The sequence below is a fragment of the Arcobacter defluvii genome (genome assembly GCF_013201725.1).
Lineage (GTDB): Bacteria > Campylobacterota > Campylobacteria > Campylobacterales > Arcobacteraceae > Aliarcobacter > Aliarcobacter defluvii.
The window spans coordinates 2,039,501-2,064,166 of the sequence record NZ_CP053835.1; the positions used below are offsets into that span (position 1 = coordinate 2,039,501).

Consider the following 24,666-nt stretch of genomic DNA (forward strand, 5'->3'; position numbering starts at 1 on the left):
AAAAATTATAAAATGAAAATAGAAGAAAATTTTTTAGATTTAATATCACATAATAACACTTTAAATAAAGAACAATTAAGAATTTTAGATTTACCATTTCCCTGTGACGAAAATTGGAAGAATTCAGCTTTAAATAAAGATATTTCTAAAAATGATATGAATTTACTTATGCTTTTAAAAGGTGATTTATCTCTAAAATCTCAAGAACAAATAATAAAAAACTATCATATGGTTTTGAATTTTAATAACATAAAAGCCAAAGTTTATACTCCTAAAGTCGAAGAAAAAGTAGAAGCTACAACTATAAAAGAAGGAAATGAAGAAGAACATATAAGAATCTATTGTGATGGAGCTTGTAGTGGAAATCCTGGAAATGCAGGAAGTGGACTTGCAATTTATTCAAATAAAAAAAATCCAGTTTTACTATATGGTGCTTATGAAGAAGAAGGAACAAACAATATAGCCGAATTAAATGCTTTATTCCAAGCATTAACAATAGCTTCACAAACTCATAGTGAAAATATCATTTCTATTTATTCTGATTCAAAATATAGTATAGATTGTATTACTACTTGGGCTTATGGTTGGAAAAAAAATGGCTGGAGTAAAAAAGGTGGAGAAATAAAAAATCTTGAACTAATCCAAGAAGCTCATCATTTATATGAAAAATTAAAAAATAAAATAGAAATCATTCACGTAAGAGGACACAAAGGAATCGAAGGAAATGAACTTGCTGATAGAATGGCTGTTTATACAATAAAAGCAAAAAATAAAAACTTTGCCTTCTACTCTTATGATAAAATTGAAGATGTTTTATCACTGAAATCTTATTAATATAATTTTGAGTGGCTTTTAGATATTATATATTTAATTATTAAATTCAAGGAACAATGATGATTGAAAAAAAAGGTTCAATATTGACAGTTAGAGAAGATATAAAAGTTTTTGATTGTACTATTAGAGATGGTGGATTAGTAAATAATTATCATTTTAGTGACGCTTTTGTAAAAGCACATTACGAAACTTGTTTAGCTGCTGGTGTTGATTATATGGAAATTGGGAAAAATGTATCTCCAACTATTATGAGTGAAGATGAATATGGTCCTTGGAATTTCTGTAAAGAAGAAGATATTAGAAGAATTGTTGGTGAAAATAACACAAATATGAAAATTGCTGTTATGAGTGATATTGGTAGAAGTTTAAAAGAAGAATTAAGACCAAAATCTGAAAGTGTTGTTGATATGATAAGAATTGCAACATATATTCATCAAATTCCTGCAGCAATCGAATTAATTGAAGATGCACATGCAAAAGGTTATGAAACAACTGTAAATATTATGGCTATTTCAAAATCATTTGATGATGAACTTGATGAAGTTTTATCACAATTATCAAAAACTCCTGTTGATGTTATTTATATAGCTGATAGTTTTGGTTCTTTTTATCCTGAACAAATTAAGAAATTAACAGAAAAATATTTAAAGGTTGCTCAAGAATCAGGAAAACAAATTGGAATTCATGCACATAATAATCTTCAATTAGCTTATGCAAATACTTTAGAATCTATGATTTATGGTGCAAGTTTCCTTGATGTAACAATATCAGGATTAGGAAGAGGAGCTGGAAACTGTCCGCTTGAACTTTTAATTGGTTTTTTAAAAAATCCAAAATACAAACTAATGCCTGTATTAAAATTTATTGAAGAGTATATTGTTCCACTTGAAAAACAACTTGACTGGGGATATAGTATTCCATATATGTTAACTGGTCAGTTAAATGAACATCCAAGAGCTGCTATGAAAGCTAGAGATGAAAAAGATACAAACTATAGAGAATTTTATAGAAATTTATTAGTTGATTAAAAAAAGGGCTTTTGCCCTTTTTGTTTATAAAAAACTTGCTTTTGTGATTTCACTTAAAGCTTTATTTACTTCAAAAATTTTTGCTCTTATATTTTTATATCCAAAAGATTCAAGTCTTTTTGTATGTTTTTCTAAATATCTTTTTGCATCAGCTTCATTTGAAAATAGATAAATTCCACCTGCTTCTTTTGTATTTTCATTTTCAGTCCAGATTTTCCAAAGTAAACCTTCTTCTTTTGATATATCATTTGCTAAATCAACAAAAGCTTTTGAAAACTCTTCACCAAAAATTCCATCATGTGGAAAATCTACTTGTAAAAGATAATTCATTTTTAACTCCAAAAATATTTTTTCAAAGTATACTCAAAACAAAATAATTATCTTATTTCTTTAGTCAACTCATTTTGATAAATAATAATTCCTACTAATATAAATACAATATTTTTTACTATATATTGACCAACAAGTGTAAAAGCATAAGGTGCGTGAGTAAAAGACAATTCTGGAAGTATAAATAACGGTGCAAAAGTACAAACCATATGACCTAAAAAAATTATTGTTACAATTTTTGTATAATAACCACTTAAAAATCCAAGACCTATTCCTACTTCTAAAAGTGCTAAAAGCTTAATTGAGATTGTTTCATTTATTAAACCAAAAAACATAATATCAATTGTTTTTATAGCCAATTCTTCTGCTGGACTTAATGATGGAAAAAATTTCAATATTCCATACCATAAAAAAATAATTCCTAGAGATATTCTCATTAACTTAATAGTGTTTTTCATTTTATTTCCCCTTTTTATAAAAAAGAAGTTTAAAACATTTATTCTTTAAAGAATATTAATAATGATTATCAATAAATAAAATATTTTATCTTTGGATAATTTTAATAATCTACTATTCACGTATTTCAAATGCAGTTTTTACAATATCTATTCCATATTTAGTTCTTAATTTTTGCATTTGATTTGTCAATGATTGTTTTTTCAAATCCTTTTCATATTCAAAAAGATTATATGTATAATCATTTTGTTTTGCAAAATTAAAAACTGTAATATAAAGTTGAATTACTCCATGTGTTTTATGATTATCTGTTTGTTCAAATAACTTTACCATTTCAGTTTTAAAATCAATTTCATTAAAAATTCTATTTACATTTATATAGTTTTTAGATTTTATTCTATATTCATATCTTATTTTTATAGCATACGTTAATGGATTTACACCCTCTTTTTTTACTAAAAAACATAAATAACGACAAAGTATCATTACTCTTCTTTTTAGTTCATCTCTATCAAAAATCACATCAAAAGTTCGCCCTATTCCAATTGATTTTTTTTCTCTTTCAATTGTTAATTTATTATCTCTAATTCCACAAACTCTGTTATACAAATCAATTCCTGGTTTTTTCCAAGAATAAAAAAGCTTTTGATTTTTTCTGATATCTCCTAAAGTTTTTATTCCATAACCTTTGAGTCTTTCTTGAAAACTTTTTCCAATGCCTGGAAATTCTCCAATAGGAATAGCTCTTATAAAATTTGCAATATTATCAACACTTACGTATTTTATGCCATCTGGTTTTGCATATTCAGTTATTAATTTTGAAAGATATTTTGTATTCGCAATTCCAATTGAAATAGGCAATTTCAACTCATCATAAATTTTCTTTTTTAATCTATATGCAAAATCAATTATTTCATCTTCATTTATATAACCTGTTACATCTCCAAAAAATTCATCTATTGAAAACTGTTCAACTAAAGGTATCTCTTTAGTTAAAATATCTTTTAATTTTGTAGATAATTCATGATAAAGCGGATAATTTGGCGGAATCATTTTGAGTTGTGGACATAAACTCAAAGCTTCATTTACACTCATTGCTGTTTTTACACCAAAAGCTCGTGCTTCATATGATGCTGTTGTTATTATTCCTCTTATTTTTCCATTTTCATCTACAAAATATTCTTTAAAACTCTTCTGCCCTTCATTTGTAAGAATTGAACTTACAAATGCTCCACTATTTGATGAAATTTCCCTAATCTCTTTTTTTGATGAAAAAATATTTATATTGCTTCGTCCTCCAACCGCGACTGGAATATGAAATAAACTATCATCAATAGTTCTATGAGCAGAAACAAAAAAACAATCTATATCTAAATGTAAAAACATAAACTAATTTTATTATATTTTTTTAATTAATTATAAAAATATTACAATTTGATATATTTTCAACTTAATAATTTATTTCATTTTAAGATTAATAACTTATTATAATTATATTTATATTTTGTTATATCTTAAGGAGAGAAAATGAAAAAAATTGCACTTTTATTTATCTGTGTCTATAGTCTTTCAATAGCTGCAGAATATGACCCAATCAGAGGTGAAATGTTAGCACTTTCTTGTGCTTCTTGTCATGGAACAGATGGTAAATCTGAAGCAATAACTCCATATATTGCAGGAATGGGGAAAACTAATCTATATCAAACTCTATTAGATTACAAAAATGGCAAAAGAACAGAGACTATGATGCAAAAACATGTAAAAGGTTTCACTGATGAAGAACTTGAACAAATTGCTTACTACTTTTCAAGTATAGAAAGATAAAAGGAAAATATCATGATGAATAGAAGAAATTTTCACAAAATACTTTTAGGAACAACTGCTTTATCTTTTGCAGCTTGTAGTAAAATAGATAACGTTTCAACACCAACAAATAAAAAAAGAGTTGTTGTTATTGGTGGTGGATTTGGTGGGGCAACTGCAGCTAAATATTTAAGAAAATTTTCTCCTGATACAGAAATTATTTTAATTGAACAAAATAAAGAATACTATACTTGTCCATTTAGTAATACTGTAATTGCAGGAATAAATCCTATTGAATATATCAAACATGACTATAATACTTTAGAAAAAAAATATGATATTACAGTAATTCATGAAAAAGTAAAAAAACTTGATGGAATTAAAAATAGTGTAATTTTAGAAAGTGGAAAAATTATAACTTATACAAAAGCAATAGTTGCACCTGGAATTGATTTTAAATATGAAAAAGGTTATGTTGAAGGTTCAGAAGAATATGCACCACATGCCTATAAAGCAGGCTCTCAAACTGAACTTTTAAGAAAACAATTAGAAGAGATGAAAGATGGTGGAATATTTGTAATGGTCGTACCAAAAGATCCTTTTAGATGTCCTCCTGGACCTTATGAAAGAGTTTCTCTTGTTGCACATTATTTAAAAAACAATAAACCAAATTCAAAGATTATAATTCTTGACCAAAAAAATAAATTTTCAAAACAAGCTTTATTTCAAGAAGGTTGGGAAAAACTTTATCCAGATATGATTGAATGGAGAAGTGCTGAATTTGGTGGTAAAGTAATTTCTGTTGACCCAATAAATAAAATTGTAACAACTGAAGATGAAAAAGTAAAAGCAGATGTTTTAAATTATATTCCTGAACAAAAAGCTGGAAAACTTGCATTTGATTCAAGACTTGCACTAGGAGATTGGTGTCCTGTTAATACTAAAACTTTTGAATCAAAACTTGTAAAAAATATCCATGTAATTGGTGATGCTTGTATGGCAAGCCCAATGCCAAAATCAGGATTTTCTGCAAACTCACAAGCTAAAATTGTAGCTTTACAAATATCTAAAATATTAGAAAATAAAGCTGTTGTTAATCCTCCAAAACTTGCAAATACTTGTTATAGTTTAGTATCTCCAACTTATGGAATTTCTATTGCAGCAGTATATGAGGCTCATACAAATAATATAGAAGCTGTAAAAGGTGCAGGAGGTTTAAGCCCAGAACACGCAGATGATAATTTTAGAGCCCAAGAAGCTGAATATGCTGTTGGTTGGTATAAAAATCAAATGTCTGATATATTTATGTAAAAAATCTAAATTAATAAAAAAAGAACTGATTTAAATCAGTTCTTTTTTTCCATTTCTTGTTCTAAAACATCCTAATTGACAATGGCTTACTTGAATATCACTATTTTTTACTGTTGAACCAACTGTTTTAAGATTCGATCGTTTTGCTTCATCCCACAAAACTTTACACTCTAAAGTTTCATGTCCCATATAATTTTGTTTTAATCTATTATAAATATCTTCATTTGGATTTTTAAATTTTAATTTTCCAAAAACACCAAGTTCACAATTTGTGATTTGAATTCCTAAACTTTTTGTAATAGCACTCATTTCTATTGGCTTTCTACCTATTAATCTTGCTACTTTAAAAGCTTTTAAACAAGATAACTTTCCATCTTCATCCAAATTTGTAAGTAATAACTCTTTTTGGATATTATCAAGTTCTACAACGACGTTATCATCAATACTAGACATTTATTCTTCCTGAAAGTGTATGAATATTCATTTTCAAATTTTTTGTAAATTATATCGAGAATTTATTAAAACATATAACTCATAGCTTATTTTGCAAAAAGCTTAATAAAAAATTCTATTTAAATAATTTTTTATTGATTATTTAGTCTGTAATGATACAATTCCAAGATGAAATTAACAAAAGAACAAGAAGAGATAATAAATAGTCAAGAACTATCATTTAAAATAAATGCTGTAGCAGGAAGTGGGAAAACTACAACTCTTCTTGAATATGCAAAAAGAAATTCAAATTTAAAAATTTTATATCTTGCATATAATAAATCTTTACAAATTTCACTACAAGAAAAACTAAAAGATTATAATCTTCCTTATATGCACATAAGCACGATTCACTCTTTGGCTTATAACAGAATTGAAGCTTATAACTATAATCTTGCTCATGATTTGAAAAATCAAATTATTGAAAATCTTTTAATCAAACATGAACTCACAGTAAATCAAAAAGCCTATTATCCAATTCCTGAATATATCGCGTTGATGAAAGATCTTGTAAACTTTTATTGTAATTCATCTTTGATTGCTTTAGATTCTAAACTTCTTGAATCTTATAAAAAACAATCTGATTTAGGTGCAAAAATCCTAGAACTTTTGAATAAAAATGAGAAAAGAGTAATAGAACACCTAAAAACTATTTTAAGTGCTATGAAAAATAAAATTATTGATGCAACCCATGATTTTTATCTAAAAATGTTTTATCTAAATAAAAAAATATCGACAAATCTTCCTTATGATTTGATTTTAGTAGATGAAGCTCAGGATATTAGTGATGTGATGATTGGAATAGTTGAAAATCAAAGTTGTAGAAGAATTTATGTGGGAGATTCATTTCAGCAAATTTATACTTTTAGATTTGCAACTAATGCCTTAAATAAAATAAATTTGCCTTCTTATGATTTAACAAAAAGTTTCAGATTTGGAGATAACTTCGCAAAGGTTTTACAAAATAATCTAAATAGTTTATATGAGATAAACTCCTCAAAACTTCTTAAAATTTCAGGCTTAGAAAAGACTACTTTGATTGGAAAAAATCATATAGATTTTTCTAAACCTTTTTGCGTGATTGCAAGAAGTACTTTTGGATTAATACAACAATTAGTCTACTTTATACATGACAAGAAAAAAATCTATTTTGAAGGTGGATATAACTCATATTCATTTATGAACCAAACTGTTTATTCTATTTTTTATCTAAAACAGAAAAAAAACGACAAAATCACAATAGATGAAATCAAAGATTTTGAAACAATAAATGAGCTTGAACAATTTGCAAAAGATACAAAAAATCAAGATTATCTAAATATTATCAAATTTATAAATACTTATGGAGATAATATTTTTGAGATAAATAAAAAAATAAAAGAGTTTCTTGTTAGTGATAAAAAAGATGCAGATATTATTTTTACAACAACTCATAAATCAAAAGGTTTAGAGTATGAACAAGTTGTGATGGCAGATGACTTTATCTCAAAAAAAGAGATTGTAAATACAAAAAATAGACTTTCATATCAAAAGGCAAATGAAGAGTTAAATATCTATTATGTTGCAGCAACAAGGGCAAAAAATGTAATTCAACTTGCAGATTTAAACCTAACTTATACATACAATGAAAATGATGAAACTACATCTTATGTAAAATCAAGATTCGTTAGTAAACGTGCAGATAATAAAAAAAGCAAAGAGTTACAAGAAGAGTGGCTGAAAAAAAATAGAGCTACAAAAGTAAAAGCTTTTTAGGATAATTTTATGAAAAAAATTCTAATAATTTTAAGTGCAGTATTTTTAATAAGCTCTTTTTTTCTAATTTCTACAAAAAAACCAGAATCGCTGTTTATCTCTTTTTACTCTTGGGAAAATAGTTTTGATAAAAAAGATATAAATGAAAAACTTTATATAAAAGTTTTAGATATTGCTTATTCTACAAAGTTAGAAATTGTTACAACAAATCTAAAAACTACTCCAAAAGATTTCGTTCCAGTTATTTATATCACAAATGAAACTATGAAAAATGTAGATTATTCTTTGGTTTCAAATGCTATTTTAAAAACTCTAAAAAATCTAAATTTTAATGAAGTACAAATAGATTGTGATTGGTCAGATTCAAGTCAATCAAACTACTTTAAACTGCTTGAAGATTTAAAAACAAAACTAAACAAACCTCTAAGTGCAACTATTAGACTTCATCAAATAAAATATTACGTAAAAACAGGTATTCCACCTGTGGATTATGGAGTTTTGATGTACTACAATATGTCTGATATTACAAATATAGATACAAAAAATTCTATTTTAGATAATGACATTGCAAAAAAATATCACTATAACTTTGATAATTATAAACTAAAATTAAAACTTGCACTTCCTCTTTATTCTCAAGCGATTCAATTTCGTGAAAATAAAGCTTTGAGTATTTTTGAAGGAGTTGAAAGAAGTGATTTTGACTCAAACTTTATAGAGATTTCACCAAATTTGTATAAGGTCTTAAATAGTACTTATTTTAAAGGAAGATATATTTATAAAGATGATATTTTTAGATTTGAAGATGTAAAAAAAGAGGATTTAAAAATAGCTTTAGATGACTTTATGAATTTAACAAAAAATAGATTTGATGAAATAATTTTTTATACACTAAAATACAAAAACAAATTTGATTTAGACAATTTAATAAAAGGAAAAATATGATTTTTAGGATTTTGATTTTAACACTTTTTGTAAAGCTTTATCTTCTAGCTTGTGCTGATGGCTGGGATTACAATCAAAAAGAGTTTATCTTTTTAGAAAATAGAAATATGCCTTTTTCAAATGTTTCAGAAGAGGTAAATTCTGCAAATGTTTACAATACTATCATTTGGGCTTATGAAGAAAAAAATAAAGAAGAAAATCTAAAAGAGTGGAAAAAAGAGCTAAAAAATGCTTATTCGTTAAAAGAGATAGAAGATTTTGTTTATAAAAGAGAAAATCTTGATAAGTTAAAAGATAAAGAAATTCTTGATTATATAAATCTTGTAAGAAAACAAGAAAAACATGTAACTTACAACTATTATATGAGTGATGTAGAAAAAAGAGCTTTAGTTGATTATAAAAAACTTTTAGATGAAGCTTTAAATAAAATAGATACAGTAAACTCTTCGTGGTTAAAACTTAGATATTTTTATTTAGCACTAAGATTAGCTCACTATAAAAAACAAGAACCTTTAAAAATCTATGAAAAATATAAATATTTATTAGATTCAAATGATAAAACAATTGTAAAAGATTGGATTCAAGGACTTTATGCTGGAGCTTTAGTAAAAAGTGGAAAAGTAGTCGAAGGTGTTTATGAATTTTCAAAACTTTTCAGTGAAGATAAAATCAACTCACATTTAAGTTACTATAATTTTTTCCATATCAAAACAAATGAACAATGGAATGAGTTATTAAATTTAGCAAAATCAAACGAAGAAAAAACAAAGTTTTATGCACTAAGAGCTTTAAATGAAAATAGCAATGTAATCGAAGAGTTACAAAATATTTACACTTTAGATAAAAACTCAAAATGGTTTGATTTTACACTTTATAGAGAACTTTTAAATACTCAACACTTTTTTGACCAACACAGCGAATATGAAAGAAATTTCCCTTATAAAAAATATATAGAGTTTTTAAAAACTGTAAAAAAAGATGATATGTATTTAGTAAATTTAAGTCTTGCATATTTTAATCTTTATGAAAAAAACTTTGATGAAAGTACAAAAATTACAGAAGAATTACTGAAAAACTATCCAAATTCTCATGAAGTTCAAACTTTATCATATATTTTATATCTTGAAAAATTAAACTCTATAGATATAAAAACAGAAAATGATATCTATGAAAAAATGTCAAAATTAACAAAAAACGAGACAAATTCTACTTCAATTCATGACTATACTTTTGTAGTTTTAGAAAAACTATATTTAAAACAAAATGACAAATTTAACGCTTTTTTAGCAAATCATATCAACTATTTAGATGATAGCGTTTTTGATTTAGCTTTATTGGAAAAATTTAGAATATTTATGGAAAATCCAAAAGATTCTAAAATCAAAGAACATTTTGCTTCTAAATATGAAGCACAAAAACTATTAACTAAAGAAAATGATAAATTTGTTTTAAGTAAGAATTTATTAAATACAAAAACAAAACTTTTAATCAACAATTTAAAATTTAAAGAAGCACTTGAGTTAAATGCTTCAATTTTAAATGAGAAAGTTCAATTTAACCCATTTAATGGTCTAATTAGAGGAAATAATCGAAGTGGGAAACAAGATACGATGAGTATCAAAGAGTTTCTTGAAAAAGTTATTGTAATTCAAAATGAATTAGTAAAAAATCCAAAAAGCGTGATGGATAATTACCTTTATGCAAATGCCTTATATAATCTTAGTTACTTTGGAAACTCAAATATTTTGACAACAGTTTATAGAAGTGTTTACTCTTTTAATGATTATGATTTACAAAAAGAAAAAATTGATTTATCTATTAAACACTTTACTATTGCTCTTGAAGAAGCAAAAGAAAAAGAGTTTAAAGCAAAAATCACTTATATGTTAGCAAAATCTGAACTTTCTTCATATGATATAAACTATTCAAATAAAACTAAAGATTATTTCAATAAAGATTTAGATAGATATGATTTGGAGAGATTTTGGTACTATGGAAATGAAAAAGTTTATGATGAATATATCAAAAATAATTATGGGAAATATTTTGATAAACTAAAAAATGAATATAGCGATACAAATTATTACAATGAATTAATTCGTGAATGTGCAAATTTAAGAGTTTATCAAAAAAGAATGAAAGAAAAACCTAAGCCAGCTATTCATTAATGTTTGATAATATTTTAAAAGAAATAATTAAGGGAGTTTAATGCAATATTTTGGAGTGATTGAAACTAAATATGAAGAGATTTTTTTAACACAAAGTTATATGTACTTTAATGAAGAAGGTGAAGAAATAACACCTAAAGATTTAAAAGATAAAATTAAAACAGCAAAAGATAGAAAAAAAAATATAATAGGAACTGTATTTTTATACAATCCACTTGTAACTCCTATTGGATTTGATTCAAATAAATATTTATTAGAACAAGAGTTTGATGACTTTGATAAAATGATTGAATTAAAAGCTGAAACATATATAACTGTTTTCAAACAAGCAATGAGAGAAAGCTGTAAAGGGAAAATAGTAGAGATTAAAAATCTATTTAATCTAATAGAATCTCATATTGATGTTCCTTCTTTATTGACTAAATTTAATGAAGATTTAGAAAAATATAACTCGGCTCAAAATACAGAATTTGATAGAGATATTATGTATATTGATGCAGCCAATTTTATTCCTTCAGGAAAATTTGTATTTTTCTGTTGGGGAGATAAAATCAAAGAAAAAGAGTTTCCATATATAAATGATTATGCAAAATTAATTTATGAAAATACTTTAAAACTTGGGAAAAAAGTAGCTTATGTTTATAAAAAAGAGAAAACAGAACAAGGTTCAATAGAATTTTTACAATTTTCTAATCCTTTACAAAATTATAAATATAGAAACTCTATTTCAAGTGCAATAAAAAAAGCATTTGAAGAGTTTCCACCAAAACCAACTCCTTATGAATAAAATTTGAAAGGAAAATTTTATGCTTGATTCAGAATTTTTAAAAAACCAAACTGTACTTTTTGTTGAAGATGAAGAGTTAGCAAGAGAAAAACTTGCTAAGCTTTTAAGTAAATTATTTAAAACTGTAATTCTTGCAATAAATGGAGATGACGGTTTAAAAAAATTCAAAGAATCATATAATTCAAATGAAAAGATTGATTTAATTATTTCAGATATAAACATGCCTATTATGAATGGTCTTGAAATGCTTGAAAAAATAAGAGAAATAGATTTAGATATTCCTATTATTTATACAACTGCTAGAAATGAAACTGATAATATTATAAAAGCTATTGATTTAAATGTTAGTAGTTATATAATAAAACCAATTGACACAACTCTTTTAGTAAAAAGAATATCTGAAGCTTGTGAAAAAAAATATATTCAATCTAAATTAGATGAAAAACAAAATGAACTAAAAAAATATCTTGAAGCAGTTGATAATGTAGCTTTAATTTATAAAATGGATGGAGATGGAAATATCTCTTTTGCAAATAAAAGTTTACTAGAAACTTCAAAATATACAATTGAAGAGTTAAAAGAGATAGGATTTAATGGTTTAATCCATCCAGATATCCCAAAAGAATATATTGAAAATACATGGACAAGTTTAAAAAAAGGTGAGAATTGGACAGGAAATACAAAATTTTTGTCAAAAGAGCATGAAACTTTTTATTTAAAAAATACTATATTTAAACTTGATATTGAACATAAAATAGAATATATAACTATTGGATTTTCAACAACAAAAGAAAATATAGAAAAAAGAGAATTTCAAAAAAAAGTTATAAAAACTCTTCAAGAATTTAATAAAAAAGAGTATTCATATAAAAAACTCTTAGAAGAATCATCAGAAAGAATCAAACAATTAGAATCTTTTATCCCAAAATTACAAGAAGAATTAGAAGAACAAAGGTTAAAAACTGCTGCTAGACAAAGACAACTTGACCATTATGAATTACAAATGCATAATGTTGATGAAAAATATTATGGACATATGACTGTAAAAAGTAAAGAAGCAGAAGAGTATGCAAAAAATGTCTCTTTATTAAAACAAGAAAAAGCTGTTTTACAAGAAAAAGTTAAATCTTCTCAAGAAGAGATTATAGCTATAAAAAAAGAATTAGCACTATTAACTGAAACTAATGAACAAAAAAACAGAAGAATTACAAATTTAACAGATGTTATTAAATCTTTAGAAGATAAAATCAAAGAAATATCACAACCTCAATAAATAACCTAAAATTTATTTTGAGGAAGTGCAATTATATACCTTAGTCCTAGTTCGCTATTACTTAATTTTAAATCTCCTTGAAAACTATTTTTTATTACAAGTTTTACCATATAAAGCCCTGTTCCTGTCCCATTTGCTTTTGTTGTATAGTAAGGATCAAAAAGTTTTTCTAAAGTCTCTATTTTTACCCCACCTGCATTATCTTCCATAATTAAAATAGTATAAGATTGTTTAGATAACACTTTAATATTTATTTCTCTATTTTTTATACCCTTTTCTTTGAAAGCATCAATTGAATTATTAATAATATTTAAAATAACTTGCTCTAATTCTGTTTCACTACCATAAACTTTTTCATCTGATACTTCAATATTTAACTTGATTTCGTTAACTTCAAACTGATTTCCAAGTAATTTTATAGAAGTATTTATTGCATCTTTTATCTCAAATTGAACTTTATTTTTTTCAGGATTGAAAAAATTTCTAAAATCATCAATAGTTTCACTTAAAAATTTTATTTGCTCTTTTGTATTTTTTGAAAAATCATCAATAAATTTATCATCTATTTCATTATATTCATAAGAAGTTTTTACATCGTTACAATACAAAGATAAAATATTTAAAGGTTGTTTTAGTTGATGAGCAATTACTCCTATCATCTCTCCCATTGTTGCCATTTTTGATTGATGAATTAAAACTTTTTCTTTTTCAGCTATTTGCTTTTCATCTTCTTTTCTTCTTTCAAAAATATCAATATAAACTTTTAATTTAGAATTTAATAAAACATCATGAATTGGTTTTGTGATATATTCAACAGCTCCGAGATTATAACCTTTTGTTTTATACTCATCTTTATCATAAATTCCTGTTATAAAAATAACTGGAATATCTTTTGTTCTTTCTATATTTTTAATATAATCAACAAATTCAAATCCATCAATATCAGGCATTTGAACATCAGTTAAAATTAAATCTATATTCTCTTTCATAAGAATCTCAATTCCTTCTTGAGCATTTAATGCAGAATAAATTCTTACATCAAAACTATCTTCTATCATCATTTTTAAAGAATATATGTTTTCAGGAACATCATCTACAATTAAAATATTAAATTTATCCATGTTATTTTTCCAAATAAGTTAAAATTTTGTTAAATAATTCTGTTTTTACCAACTCTTTATTAAAAAAGTTTTCTTTAGAATCATCATTTGTCGCAATTACTAAATAATTCAATTTTTCATTTTTTAAATACTCTAAAATCTCATCTAAATTTGAAGATAGATTTTCTTCATAAATTAAAATAAGTTTATAATTTTTATCTAAAGAGTTCAAACTTTCTTCAAATGAATTAAAATAATCAATAAATACACCTTGCTTTTTCAAAGCAACAGCAACTTGAAAAAAGCTACTATGATCACTATTTATTACTAAAATTCTATCTTCTTGTTTTAATTTCGTTTCTTCCAAAATATTTTCATCCATATCAAAAAAAACTATATCTTCTATAACCTCATCCTTATCTTTTGAAAATATAGTTACTTTATCATCCGAAATATTTTTAATAGTTGTTTTTTTAGGCAAAATAAGTTCAAAAGTACTACCTTTATCTATTTCACTAAAAGCTTTTATATCCGCTCCTAATAAAAGTGCTAGTTCTTTTGATATAGCAAGTCCCAAACCTGTTCCGCCATATTTTCTTGTTGTACTTCCATCAGCTTGTTTGAATCTTTCAAAAATATGTTGTAACTTTTCTTTTGGTATTCCTATGCCTTCATCAATAACTTTTATAGTTAAATCATTAGCATTTTCTTCTAAAATTACTTCTATTTTTCCATCTTTTGTAAATTTTATTGCATTACTTATAAGATTTTTTAGAATTTGTTTTATTCTGCTTGAATCAGTTAATAAAAATATCTGATTTAATAAACAATTTGAAATCAACAATAACTCTTTTTCAACAGCTAAAGGTTGCATTTCTGTAATTAAATCTTCAATTAATTGATTGATATTTGTTTTTGTCAAATTAATTGTAATTTCACCTGCTTCAATTTTAGAGATATCTAAAATATCGTTTATGAGAACTAATAAATCATTTCCACAGTTATTGATAATTTTCATATTTTTAACTTGTTCATCATCAAGTTTTTTATTTTTGTTTTTTGACATAATTGATGAAATAACAATGATAGAATTTAATGGAGTTTTTAATTCATGAGACATATTTGCTAAAAAATCACTTTTGTATTTATCTGATTCAATTAGCTGCTTTTGTTGTTCTTTTAACTCATTTGTTAAATGCTTCAATATTTTATTTTTATTTTTCATTCTTTGAACATTTAAACAAGCATCAATACTTATATTTAATTTCACAATTAAATCTTGAAACATAGAAGTAATATATTCAAAATTTATTTCATTATTTTCATAAACAATAAAAATAAATCCCTTATCTAAAGGTAAAACTAAAAATCTTTTATCATCAAAATCAAAATCTTTTACATATTTAAAATCATTAATATGCTCTTTTAATAACTCTTTGTCATATTCAAAAGAGTTATTATAAGACATATATTTATACAAATTATTATTTTCATCTATTAAATAAAAAAATCCATTTATTGCATTTGTTTCTTCAACAAATGTTGTAAGAACTTCTTTTATCATATTATTCAAATCTAAACTGTTACCTATAGAGCTATGACATTTGTAAGTCAAAGCTAAGTGCTCCATAAACATATCCACACCTTTTTTGATTAAAATAATATTTAACCAAAAAAAATAATACCATAAAACTCTCTTTTAGTAAAGTTCATTTAAAAAATAAATCTAAAAAAATGTAGTTATATTTTAGCTAACTTTAATTATTTAAATTATATAATTCCGTCCACTTAAATTAATGGGGTATCGCCAAGCGGTAAGGCAACGGTTTTTGGTACCGTCACTCGAAGGTTCGAATCCTTCTACCCCATCCAAATTAGTTTGAGTTTTATTGATGGTGAGGTTGGAGAGTGGTCAAATCCTGCGGACTGTAAATCCGCCGCCTACGGCTTCGAAGGTTCGAATCCTTCTCTCACCACCACTTTTTTCAAAAGTAATTTGGTTCGATAGCTCAGTCGGTAGAGCAAAGGATTGAAAATCCTTGTGTCGACAGTTCGATTCTGTCTCGAACCACCACTTTTGAATTTTATATACACATGTGCGAGTGTGGCGGAATAGGTAGACGCGCGGGACTTAAAATCCCGTTCCGGTTTCGGAGTGTGAGTTCGATTCTCACCATTCGCACCACTGTAAAACAATCTTATTTTATACTATTTTCAATCAAAAAATCTTAAAACTTTCCAAATACTATTTTGAGCTATATATAACAAAACAAAAGTATCAAAGTTTTGACAACATAACTAAAATAAATGGAACATGATATTTAGGAGCACCAACAATATCAAATATTTTACATGTTATACCCGCAAACTTTAAAATATCATCTTTTGTATATTCATGATCGTATGCATTATTAAGTAACTCTAAAGTCTTTTGTGATACTAACTCTAAATCATCACAATTAACAATATCCTCATCAAGAGTTTTTACAAATTTACAAGCATGTGGAAATGTTTCAAATAACTCTTTGAATTCTTGTTCTTCCATAGTTTCTAAAAGTTGTGAATACTTATGAAAGAAATCGTTTATCTCCTCAAATTTACAAACCATATGATTCCTTTGTGTTTATTTTCTAATATACAAAAAGTGTGCCATATATTTTGGCTTTATTTATTAATTTGCATCTTCATCAAATAATTTTAATTTTATTTTAAATTGTGCTCCAATATATTTTTTATCATTATAAATAAATTCTTTATTTCGTACAACAATTGTTCCATTTAGATGTTTTGTTATAATCTCTTCAGTCATATAAAGTCCTATTCCAGTACCTTGTGATTGATGTTTTGTTGTAAAATATGGCTCAAATATCTTATCTAAAAACTCTTCTTTTATTCCACCTGCATTATCTTTTAAAATAATATTTACTTCATTTTTATTATTTTTATATACATCAATAAAAATAAATCTTTCATCTTCTTTTTTTAATAATTCATCTCTTGAATTATTAAATATATTTATCAATGCTTGGATTAATTCATTTTCATAACTATAAAGTTCCACATCTTCTATATTTTTAATTATAGTAATTTCTTTTGCATTAAATTGTGCAGAGATTAAATCAAGTGTTGTAGAGAATGTATTTTTTAAAAAGAATTTAGATTTTAATCTATTTGGACTAAAAAAGTTCCTAAAATCATCAATCGTTTTAGATAAATGTTGAGCAGATGTGTTTATTTTTTTTGAAGCTTCAAAAAAGAACTCATCAGTTAATATTCCCATCTCTTTTTGTAAAACCATTCCACTAGAAGCTGTTGTAATTGTAGATAAAGGTTGTCGCCATTGATGGGCAATATTTCCTATCATTTCACCCATAGCGGCCATTTTTGATTGTTGATGTAATATCGTTTGTTTTTTATCCAATTCTTTTTTATATTGATTAAATTTATTCTCTAAAAATATTGAAACATATCTTGAAATAATCAACAATACAATAATCAATATAAAACCTACTAATAAAATATTTTTTACATAAGTTTCATATTTTTCATCTAGTTTTCTTTTTACTTCTACAATTTCTGAATTTACATCATCTTCATAAAATCCAGTCCCAATTAACCATTTCCAATCATTTAATCCTTGAACATAACTTATTTTTTTTGTTGCTAGATTTGTTCCAGGTTTTTGATTTTGAATATATGTACAAAATCCTCCACCTTCTTGAGCTATATTCATCATCTCTAATACAATTTCTTTATTATCTTTTAAACTCAATGTTTCATTGTAGTTTTTACCAATATACTCTTTTCTAATATGACTTAAATATACTCCATCATAATTAATAACAAAAATATATCCTACTTTACCAAATTTAATCATACGTATATATTCTAAAGCCTTTTTTTGAATCATTCGTTCAAAATCATCAAAATATTCACCTGTACCAATAGCTATATTTAAAGGTTCAAAATATTTGTAAAAAGATATCTTTCGTCCTACTTCTCCCTTTGTATTAGGCTTATACCAATAATATTCATCAAATCTTTCTGTTTTATCTTTTATTGTATTTACAATTGTTTGAAAAAGTTTATAACCTCTCGCATCGGTATAGTTTATAAAATTTTTACCTTCGATACTTTTATCAACAGGATGAGATAACTTATTTCCATTAATATCATCCATAAAAAAGTAACCTCTTCCATCATTGAATCTAATCTTATCTAAAGCAACTTTTATAAGTTCAAAAATCTCTTTTTTACTTTTTGTATCTTTATAATTTTCATAAATACTAGAAGCAATTGCATGAGCTTCATAAACCCTACTTTTTACGCTATTTTTCAATTCTTCTTCAGTATTTGTTTGAAGATGTTTAATAAATAAATAAACTCTATTTACCTCTTCTTTTATAATATCTTTATTTTTTGAAATATATTTTTCTTCTATATCTTTTTTTTCTTCATCAAACGTTTTTTTATTCTCAAAATATAAAAATAAAATTACAAAAATAGAAAATATAGTCACAAAAATAGAAGGCATAAATTTTATTATTTTTAAAAATTGTTTTTCTCTTGAAATTTCCATTTTTTATTACTTTTTTATAAGATTATTTAATCAGTCATTATAACAATTTTTATTTTAATTGCCTATTTTTAAATTACTTTTTTATTATATGGGATAAAAGTAATCCTTTGATATAATCAATCTTTTAAAAATTTATATAAGGATTATTATGCCAAAAATAGGAATATTAGTAGCAAGTTCTAATAATAACCAAAAATTAGGATTAAAATTAAAAGAGTTAGCTCTGAGTCAAAATTGTGAAGTTGAATTAATAAATTTAGTAGACTTAAGATTACCTCTTTATAGTACAGTTGAAGAGGAAGAAAATGGTGTTCCTGAATCTGCTTTAGATTTAGCTTCAAAAATCTTAGATTTAAAAGCTTTTATTATTGTTGCCCCAGAATATAATGGAGTAATGCCTCCTGTATTAAATAATGCAATGGCATGGACTTCACGTGCTACAAAAAACTGGAGAGATGCTTTTAATGAAAAAATAGTAGGACTAGCAACTCACAGTGGTGGAGGTGGAGCAAAAGGACTTCAAGCTATGAGAATAATGTTCCAACACTTAGGATCAACAATAATAGCAAGAGAAATTTTAACTACTTATGAAAAACCTCTAAATGAAGAAAGCGCAATTTCAATGATTAATTCTTTAATCAAACTATCAAAAGCTTAAGATTATTTCTTAAGCTTTTTAATCTATTTTAATCTTTGGTTCACTTATATAATAACCTTGAGCATAATCAATACCTAAATCTTTTACTTTTTCAAAAATATCTTTATTTGATACAAACTCAGCTATAGTTTTTAGACCTTGTCTTCTTGCAAAATCTACTAAAGTGATTACTATTTCTTCACTATTTTTATTTATTAAAATATCTTTTATTAAAGAACCATCAATTTTTATATAATCTGCATTTAGTTTTATTAGATATTCAAAATTTGAATATCCTGAACCAAAATCATCAATTGCGATTTGACAACCAAGCTCTCGTACTTTATCAATAAAACTATTTACCTCAACAAAATCTTCGATCCCCTCTGATTCAACTATTTCGAATACAACTTTAGATGCAATATTATATTCCACCAACATATCTAAAATATAAGTAGATATTGATTTACTTTTTATATCTTCTAAAGTTAAATTTATAGAAAACTCAAAATTTTTATCTTTAAAATATTCAAACGATTTTTTAATTACCTGTTTTGTAAGTTTTAAATACTGTTTTGATTTTTTTGCTATATCTAAAAAATAATAAGGAGAAATTGCTATTCCATCTTCATCAATCAATCTTACTAATGCCTCATATTTTTCAATTTTATTTGTTTTTATATTGAATATTGCTTGATAATAGGGAACTATATTATCATTTTCAAATGCTTTTTTTAGTTTAGTAGTCCACATAATATTTTTTTCATAGATTTTTTCAATCTCTAAATTTTTATTATAGATAACTACATCTTTATTTGTTTTTGCATATTTTTTAATCATATTTGCAGTTTTTTTCAAAGTATCTTTTTCTTCAAAAGATATACTATAGCTTATCTGAATATAGATCTCTTTACCTTTTATTTTTAAAGGATTTAAACTCAATGAATCAGAAATTTGTTTTATAAATCTAAGAAAATGTTCTTTATCTTCATTATCAGCTAAAATCGCAAATTCATCTGAATATATTCGATATAATGAATATTTATTTCCTATAAATTTTCTAAAAGTTTTTGCAACTATTCTTAAAACTTCATCTCCAATATCATATCCATAAAAATCATTTATTTCGCCAAATCTATTTATATCTAAAAGTGCTAAAGAAGGTCTTTTTGATTTTTTTATATCTTCTAATAATTTAAATCTATTTCCCTCTTTTGTTAAAAAATCTTCTCTTAAACTTTTTTCTAATTCTTCTGATTTATGAATCAAATCTGTTATTTCATGTCTTATAGCAATATACTCTATAATTTCATTATTTTCATCTAAAATAGGTTTAATAATAATGTTTACATAATAAAATTCACCATCTTTTCTTCTATTTTTTAAAACACCATGCCAAGTATTTTTACTAGATATAGTTTCCCATAAATTTTTAAAAATTTCTTTTGAACTTTCACCTTTTAAAAGACTATGTGGTTTACCAAGTATCTCTTCTCTTGAATATAAAGTAACCTCACAAAATTTATCATTAACATAAGTTATATTCCCTTTCAAATCAGCTTTTGAAATAATATTACTCTCTTCAACTGCCTCTTTATATTGTTTTAATATATGATTTTCTTTTTTTAAATCTCGATTTTTTTTCTGTTTTGATAAAAGATAAATGATTATAAAAAAAGTTAAGATTAATAAATATTCTTCATATGAAAGGTTCAATTATAATCCTTATTTAGATTGTTTGTAAATCATTATACAAGATTTTTTTCAATTTTCAAAATTAGTTATTTTATATTTTTATACAAAATTATCAGCAATGTAACTTTTTTGTTATCAATCTATGTTACAATTTCTTATGAAAGAAAAAGTATATGTATTAGATACAAATATCATCTTACAAAATCTTCAAAATCTCTATAAAATATCAGACAATAAAACTAACCATATGCTAATACCTGAAACAGTACTTCTTGAATTAGAGGACAAAAAGAAACTGACAAATGAATTAGGGTATTACTCAAGAGAATTTGCTAGATTACTTGCAAAGATGAAAATCAAAGAGGTTGATTATAGAACTGGCTTTAAAGTTGTAAAACTTTTTAATGAAGAAATAAATATTGATATAATCTCAAAAGATAAATATGATACACAAATTGAACAAATTCATATTTCAGAATCTAATGATAAAAGAATTATTGAAGTAGCTTCAATTGCCCAAGAATATTATAAAGGTTGCCAGACGATTTTTCTATCTTTAGATGTATATGCTAGAACTTTTGCACTATTTAAAGGTATAAAAACAGAAACTCTGCATGATGATAAATCAACCGTCCCAAATTTTAATTTTGTAAAATCAATAGAACTTGATTCTTCTTTATTTAATAGTTTAGAGAATAAAGATATTACTTCTGTTGATAAAGATTATGAAATGGAAAATTTTGCTTATAGTTTTGAAAGCAATGATGGGAATATCGAATATGCAATTATTACAAATGGAAAAATTGATGTTTTAAAAGAAAATGATTTTAAATCTTTAAATGTAAAACCAGTAAATATAAAACAAAAACTTTTTACAAAAGCAATTTTAACAAATATGTATGATTTACTTGTAATTGATGCAAAAGCAGGAAGTGGTAAAACTTTGATGTCAATAGTTAGTTCTATGAGATTAATTGATTTAGGTTTATACGATAAAATTGTATATGTTAGAAACTCCATAGAATCTTTGGATAAAGGTGCTGATGTTGGATATTTAGCAGGAAATGATGAAAAATTTAGAATCTATAATATGGCATTAAGTGATACTTTAGAATTTATTGCAAAAAAACATCTTAAAAAGAGTGAAAATAGAGAAAATCAAGAATCAATTGACTCTAAAATTGATGAATTAAAATCAAGATATTGTATAGAAACTCTTTGGCCAGGAGAAGCAAGAGGAAGAACTTTAAGTGGTGCAATTGTTATCATGGATGAATGGCAAAATAGTAGTGAAAAAACAACTCAATTAATACTTTCAAGACTTGATGAAAGTTGTATGGCAATAGTTATTGGTTCAAATAGACAAATTGATAATTTGTATTTAAACAAATACAACAATGGTTTAACAACTCTTTTAAAACAAACAAATCAAACACATCCTGAACTTAAAATGTTTGCAATAGAGTTAGAAAAAGCAGTTCGTGGTAAATTTGCACAATTTACAGAAAGAATTTTTGAGAAAAAAGTAGAGAATTAAACTTCTCTATTTTTTAGAACAATTGCCTTTACCACCACAACCGCAATTGCCATCTTTTCCAAATAGTTTATTTATAAAATAAATTGCAGCAATTCCAACTATGATATAGATGATAATATCTTCCATTTTAAACCTTATTTTGATAATGATTATTATATCATTATTTAATATTTTTGCATAATTTTTAGGTTTAAAACAATAAAATATAACCACAAAAATAAAAGGATACAACATACAAAATAGATTAATAAATGATACTATTTACAATCATATAGAATATACAAAACTTGAAGATAAAATTCTTCAAACAAAAATAGTGAATAGATTACAATTCATCACACAAAATGCTTTGGCGTATTTTTCATATCCATCAATTACTACAAAAAGATTTATTCATAGTTTAGGAACTATGCATTTAGCTTCTTTTATGTTCAAAAATGCGTTACTTAATGCTGATAAAAAAACAAAAAATGATTTTTTATCAAGCCTAAAAAATACAATTGTTTCTATAATAATTGAAGAAAATCTAAAACTTAGTTTTGATGATATGGATTATTTTGATAACAAAGCTTTATACCAATTTACAATTCCAACAAAATCAAAATCTCAAAGAGCAACTTATACAATATTTTTACAAACACTAAGAATAGTTGCCCTACTTCACGATGTAGGACATCTTCCTTTTTCACATCAAGTTGAATATGCTTTAAAAAAAGTTTATGACAAAATCAAACTAAAAGAGCAAAATCAAGAAGCTCTACTAGAAAAAGAGGTAGTTTTTAAAGAAAATTATGAAGAGATTACAAAAAATTCAAAAGAAGTTTTACACGAAGCAATAGGTGAAAATCTTTTAAAACTACTTTTTGATTATGAATTAGAAGAATTAATCTCAAAATCTTATGAAAAAGAGTATTTAAAACTTATCAAAAGACTTGCTATTTTAATCCTTGAAGAAGAGTTTTATGAAGGTTTTGATTTTAAAGTTTTACATAATTTTATAGATAGCACAGTTGATGCAGATAGACTTGATTATATAAATCGTGATATGTTAGCAAGTGGTTATATAACAGGTCCAAATGACCATATAAGAATCACAAAACAAGCAGTTCTTGTGGAAAAAGATGAAAAATTTTATCTAAGTTTTTACGATATGAGTTTGATTGATATTGAACATATGCTTGAAATGAGATTTAATCTTTATAAAAAAGTAATCTTCAATCATGGTATTGCAAAAACAGATACACTACTTGAAAGTGTAGTTCAATATTTAGCTAGCAAATATTTTGAAGATGAAAAAGAAGAAAAACTTTCAAACTCGATTTCAATGTTGTGGAATTTTAAAAATCAAAATAGACAAAAAGAACTTGATACAATCTCTATGCTTGATGAAAATTGGCTAATTTCATTATTTAAAAATAGATATTTTGATATAAAAGATAAAGAAATTCAAACAAAAGAAGATAAAAAATATCTATACTGTTTTGAAGAAGTTTTATTTGGAAAACGAAGATTTAGAAGTCCTTGGAAAAACCTAAATGAATTTTATAAAGTGTTAGATTTTACAACCGTTGAAAGATATAAATTTAGAGAAAGCTTTGGATTTATAACAATAAATAGATTAAATAAATTACAAATAGCATTAGATGATTTTGTTAAAAAATATGAAAATGAAGAACTATATTTTGCATACCAAATAGTATCTTTTAAACTTGGAATTGCAAAAGATTTTTATTTATATGATGGTGATGAACTTATAAATATTGATGAAATTTCAACTTTAAGAAAAAGATTAAAATATTCTATGAGAAATACTGTTCCTTTTTATCTTTACTCAAATAAAAAAACTTTAACAACAGAGATGAAAACAGAGCTAAAATCTATATTATTCAATATTTTTGAGGAATGAAATAGATAAATATTTTGCTAAAATTACAAA

The 24,666-nt window shown here is 24.7% G+C and carries 22 protein-coding genes and 4 tRNA genes; 16 read left to right on the forward strand and 10 right to left on the reverse strand.

The window, feature by feature from the left end; translation table 11 throughout:
- The first annotated feature begins 12 nt into the window (after positions 1–12).
- Both ADFLV_RS10175 and ADFLV_RS10180 read left to right on the forward strand, forming a co-directional pair.
- Positions 13–834 carry a ribonuclease HI gene (locus tag ADFLV_RS10175; RefSeq protein ID WP_129011973.1) on the forward strand — a complete coding sequence of 274 codons (822 nt, stop codon included), beginning with the start codon at positions 13–15 and terminating at the stop codon, positions 832–834.
- A 59-nt stretch (positions 835–893) separates the two neighbouring features.
- A complete protein-coding gene (locus tag ADFLV_RS10180) occupies positions 894–1,862 on the forward strand; it encodes an aldolase catalytic domain-containing protein (protein ID WP_129011974.1) in 969 nt (322 codons plus the stop codon).
- Positions 1,863–1,886: 24 nt separating this feature from the next.
- Here ADFLV_RS10180 and ADFLV_RS10185 read toward each other — a convergent pair whose 3' ends face one another.
- The 3 genes from ADFLV_RS10185 to ADFLV_RS10195 form a co-directional block, all read right to left on the reverse strand.
- Positions 1,887–2,192: a monooxygenase gene (locus ADFLV_RS10185; RefSeq protein WP_014474684.1), complete on the reverse strand. Its 306-nt coding sequence runs from the start codon at positions 2,190–2,192 to the stop codon at positions 1,887–1,889.
- Positions 2,193–2,239: 47 nt separating this feature from the next.
- Positions 2,240–2,650: a DoxX family membrane protein gene (locus ADFLV_RS10190; RefSeq protein ID WP_129011975.1), complete on the reverse strand. Its 411-nt coding sequence runs from the start codon at positions 2,648–2,650 to the stop codon at positions 2,240–2,242.
- Positions 2,651–2,762: 112 nt separating this feature from the next.
- Positions 2,763–4,034: a Y-family DNA polymerase gene (locus ADFLV_RS10195; RefSeq protein WP_129011976.1), complete on the reverse strand. Its 1,272-nt coding sequence runs from the start codon at positions 4,032–4,034 to the stop codon at positions 2,763–2,765.
- 141 nt (positions 4,035–4,175) lie between these two features.
- On the opposite strand from ADFLV_RS10195, the gene ADFLV_RS10200 reads away from it, so the two are divergent.
- Together ADFLV_RS10200 and ADFLV_RS10205 are read left to right on the forward strand one after the other, a co-directional pair.
- Positions 4,176–4,472, forward strand: coding sequence for a c-type cytochrome (locus ADFLV_RS10200; protein WP_014474687.1), 297 nt, complete (start codon positions 4,176–4,178; stop codon positions 4,470–4,472).
- Between the two features lie 12 nt (positions 4,473–4,484).
- Entirely contained in the window at positions 4,485–5,762 is a 1,278-nt protein-coding gene (locus ADFLV_RS10205; RefSeq protein WP_129011977.1) for an NAD(P)/FAD-dependent oxidoreductase, read from the forward strand.
- 30 nt (positions 5,763–5,792) lie between these two features.
- Here ADFLV_RS10205 and ADFLV_RS10210 read toward each other — a convergent pair whose 3' ends face one another.
- The gene (locus ADFLV_RS10210) at positions 5,793–6,215 is read right to left on the reverse strand and encodes a hypothetical protein (protein ID WP_014474689.1); all 423 of its coding nucleotides are present in this window, start codon (positions 6,213–6,215) and stop codon (positions 5,793–5,795) included.
- A gap of 168 nt (positions 6,216–6,383) precedes the next feature.
- On the opposite strand from ADFLV_RS10210, the gene ADFLV_RS10215 reads away from it, so the two are divergent.
- From ADFLV_RS10215 to ADFLV_RS10235, 5 genes are read left to right on the forward strand one after another with little or no spacing between them, the layout of a single operon-like run.
- Positions 6,384–8,009: a UvrD-helicase domain-containing protein gene (locus tag ADFLV_RS10215; protein WP_129011978.1), complete on the forward strand. Its 1,626-nt coding sequence runs from the start codon at positions 6,384–6,386 to the stop codon at positions 8,007–8,009.
- A 9-nt stretch (positions 8,010–8,018) separates the two neighbouring features.
- The gene (locus tag ADFLV_RS10220; protein WP_129011979.1) at positions 8,019–8,954 is read left to right on the forward strand and encodes a hypothetical protein; all 936 of its coding nucleotides are present in this window, start codon (positions 8,019–8,021) and stop codon (positions 8,952–8,954) included.
- Positions 8,951–11,122, forward strand: a complete 2,172-nt coding sequence (locus tag ADFLV_RS10225; protein ID WP_129011980.1) for a hypothetical protein — start codon at positions 8,951–8,953, stop codon at positions 11,120–11,122. The genes ADFLV_RS10220 and ADFLV_RS10225 overlap by 4 nt, the downstream gene beginning before the upstream one ends.
- A gap of 40 nt (positions 11,123–11,162) precedes the next feature.
- Positions 11,163–11,909, forward strand: coding sequence for a hypothetical protein (locus tag ADFLV_RS10230; protein WP_014474693.1), 747 nt, complete (start codon positions 11,163–11,165; stop codon positions 11,907–11,909).
- A 19-nt stretch (positions 11,910–11,928) separates the two neighbouring features.
- On the forward strand, positions 11,929–13,182 hold the full coding sequence (locus ADFLV_RS10235; protein WP_014474694.1) for a response regulator: 1,254 nt from the start codon (positions 11,929–11,931) through the stop codon (positions 13,180–13,182).
- Between the two features lie 5 nt (positions 13,183–13,187).
- Here the strand turns inward: ADFLV_RS10235 and ADFLV_RS10240 are convergent, their stop codons facing one another.
- Entirely contained in the window at positions 13,188–14,303 is a 1,116-nt protein-coding gene (locus ADFLV_RS10240; protein ID WP_014474695.1) for a hybrid sensor histidine kinase/response regulator, read from the reverse strand.
- A 1-nt stretch (position 14,304) separates the two neighbouring features.
- Positions 14,305–15,918, reverse strand: coding sequence for a sensor histidine kinase (locus tag ADFLV_RS10245; protein ID WP_129011982.1), 1,614 nt, complete (start codon positions 15,916–15,918; stop codon positions 14,305–14,307).
- Positions 15,919–16,079: 161 nt separating this feature from the next.
- On the opposite strand from ADFLV_RS10245, the gene ADFLV_RS10250 reads away from it, so the two are divergent.
- The 4 genes from ADFLV_RS10250 to ADFLV_RS10265 all read left to right on the forward strand — a co-directional run bounded on the left by ADFLV_RS10250 (position 16,080) and on the right by ADFLV_RS10265 (position 16,467).
- A tRNA-Gln gene (locus ADFLV_RS10250) sits at positions 16,080–16,154 on the forward strand.
- Between the two features lie 22 nt (positions 16,155–16,176).
- Positions 16,177–16,261 (forward strand) — tRNA-Tyr (locus ADFLV_RS10255).
- Positions 16,262–16,280: 19 nt separating this feature from the next.
- Positions 16,281–16,356: transfer RNA gene (locus ADFLV_RS10260), tRNA-Phe, on the forward strand.
- Between the two features lie 24 nt (positions 16,357–16,380).
- Positions 16,381–16,467 (forward strand) — tRNA-Leu (locus tag ADFLV_RS10265).
- 93 nt (positions 16,468–16,560) lie between these two features.
- On the opposite strand, the gene ADFLV_RS10270 is transcribed toward ADFLV_RS10265, so the two are convergent.
- Positions 16,561–16,890, reverse strand: coding sequence for a hypothetical protein (locus ADFLV_RS10270; protein WP_129011983.1), 330 nt, complete (start codon positions 16,888–16,890; stop codon positions 16,561–16,563).
- Between the two features lie 63 nt (positions 16,891–16,953).
- Positions 16,954–18,861 (reverse strand): sensor histidine kinase, encoded by a 1,908-nt coding sequence (locus ADFLV_RS10275; protein ID WP_129011984.1) that lies wholly within the window; start codon positions 18,859–18,861, stop codon positions 16,954–16,956.
- A gap of 148 nt (positions 18,862–19,009) precedes the next feature.
- Between ADFLV_RS10275 and ADFLV_RS10280 the strand changes: the two genes are divergently transcribed.
- Positions 19,010–19,519 carry an NADPH-dependent FMN reductase gene (locus ADFLV_RS10280; RefSeq protein ID WP_129011985.1) on the forward strand — a complete coding sequence of 170 codons (510 nt, stop codon included), beginning with the start codon at positions 19,010–19,012 and terminating at the stop codon, positions 19,517–19,519.
- 18 nt (positions 19,520–19,537) lie between these two features.
- Here the strand turns inward: ADFLV_RS10280 and ADFLV_RS10285 are convergent, their stop codons facing one another.
- Entirely contained in the window at positions 19,538–21,214 is a 1,677-nt protein-coding gene (locus tag ADFLV_RS10285; RefSeq protein ID WP_129011986.1) for a bifunctional diguanylate cyclase/phosphodiesterase, read from the reverse strand.
- A 136-nt stretch (positions 21,215–21,350) separates the two neighbouring features.
- Between ADFLV_RS10285 and ADFLV_RS10290 the strand changes: the two genes are divergently transcribed.
- Positions 21,351–22,730 (forward strand): PhoH family protein, encoded by a 1,380-nt coding sequence (locus ADFLV_RS10290; RefSeq protein ID WP_129011987.1) that lies wholly within the window; start codon positions 21,351–21,353, stop codon positions 22,728–22,730.
- Positions 22,731–22,736: 6 nt separating this feature from the next.
- Here ADFLV_RS10290 and ADFLV_RS10295 read toward each other — a convergent pair whose 3' ends face one another.
- Entirely contained in the window at positions 22,737–22,856 is a 120-nt protein-coding gene (locus ADFLV_RS10295) for a FeoB-associated Cys-rich membrane protein (protein WP_129011988.1), read from the reverse strand.
- A gap of 190 nt (positions 22,857–23,046) precedes the next feature.
- On the opposite strand from ADFLV_RS10295, the gene ADFLV_RS10300 reads away from it, so the two are divergent.
- Positions 23,047–24,636: an HD domain-containing protein gene (locus tag ADFLV_RS10300; protein ID WP_228712408.1), complete on the forward strand. Its 1,590-nt coding sequence runs from the start codon at positions 23,047–23,049 to the stop codon at positions 24,634–24,636.
- Positions 24,637–24,666 lie beyond the last annotated feature (30 nt).

What these genes read in the sequence shown, in the direction of transcription:
- ADFLV_RS10175 (WP_129011973.1), top strand. Translation starts at nt 13, where the DNA reads ATGAAAATAGAAGAAAATTTTTTAGATTTAATATCACATAATAACACT.
- ADFLV_RS10180 (WP_129011974.1), top strand. Translation starts at nt 894, where the DNA reads ATGATTGAAAAAAAAGGTTCAATATTGACAGTTAGAGAAGATATAAAA.
- ADFLV_RS10185 (WP_014474684.1), bottom strand. Translation starts at nt 2,192, where the DNA reads ATGAATTATCTTTTACAAGTAGATTTTCCACATGATGGAATTTTTGGT.
- ADFLV_RS10190 (WP_129011975.1), bottom strand. Translation starts at nt 2,650, where the DNA reads ATGAAAAACACTATTAAGTTAATGAGAATATCTCTAGGAATTATTTTT.
- ADFLV_RS10195 (WP_129011976.1), bottom strand. Translation starts at nt 4,034, where the DNA reads ATGTTTTTACATTTAGATATAGATTGTTTTTTTGTTTCTGCTCATAGA.
- ADFLV_RS10200 (WP_014474687.1), top strand. Translation starts at nt 4,176, where the DNA reads ATGAAAAAAATTGCACTTTTATTTATCTGTGTCTATAGTCTTTCAATA.
- ADFLV_RS10205 (WP_129011977.1), top strand. Translation starts at nt 4,485, where the DNA reads ATGATGAATAGAAGAAATTTTCACAAAATACTTTTAGGAACAACTGCT.
- ADFLV_RS10210 (WP_014474689.1), bottom strand. Translation starts at nt 6,215, where the DNA reads ATGTCTAGTATTGATGATAACGTCGTTGTAGAACTTGATAATATCCAA.
- ADFLV_RS10215 (WP_129011978.1), top strand. Translation starts at nt 6,384, where the DNA reads ATGAAATTAACAAAAGAACAAGAAGAGATAATAAATAGTCAAGAACTA.
- ADFLV_RS10220 (WP_129011979.1), top strand. Translation starts at nt 8,019, where the DNA reads ATGAAAAAAATTCTAATAATTTTAAGTGCAGTATTTTTAATAAGCTCT.
- ADFLV_RS10225 (WP_129011980.1), top strand. Translation starts at nt 8,951, where the DNA reads ATGATTTTTAGGATTTTGATTTTAACACTTTTTGTAAAGCTTTATCTT.
- ADFLV_RS10230 (WP_014474693.1), top strand. Translation starts at nt 11,163, where the DNA reads ATGCAATATTTTGGAGTGATTGAAACTAAATATGAAGAGATTTTTTTA.
- ADFLV_RS10235 (WP_014474694.1), top strand. Translation starts at nt 11,929, where the DNA reads ATGCTTGATTCAGAATTTTTAAAAAACCAAACTGTACTTTTTGTTGAA.
- ADFLV_RS10240 (WP_014474695.1), bottom strand. Translation starts at nt 14,303, where the DNA reads ATGGATAAATTTAATATTTTAATTGTAGATGATGTTCCTGAAAACATA.
- ADFLV_RS10245 (WP_129011982.1), bottom strand. Translation starts at nt 15,918, where the DNA reads ATGTTTATGGAGCACTTAGCTTTGACTTACAAATGTCATAGCTCTATA.
- ADFLV_RS10270 (WP_129011983.1), bottom strand. Translation starts at nt 16,890, where the DNA reads ATGGTTTGTAAATTTGAGGAGATAAACGATTTCTTTCATAAGTATTCA.
- ADFLV_RS10275 (WP_129011984.1), bottom strand. Translation starts at nt 18,861, where the DNA reads ATGGAAATTTCAAGAGAAAAACAATTTTTAAAAATAATAAAATTTATG.
- ADFLV_RS10280 (WP_129011985.1), top strand. Translation starts at nt 19,010, where the DNA reads ATGCCAAAAATAGGAATATTAGTAGCAAGTTCTAATAATAACCAAAAA.
- ADFLV_RS10290 (WP_129011987.1), top strand. Translation starts at nt 21,351, where the DNA reads ATGAAAGAAAAAGTATATGTATTAGATACAAATATCATCTTACAAAAT.
- ADFLV_RS10295 (WP_129011988.1), bottom strand. Translation starts at nt 22,856, where the DNA reads ATGGAAGATATTATCATCTATATCATAGTTGGAATTGCTGCAATTTAT.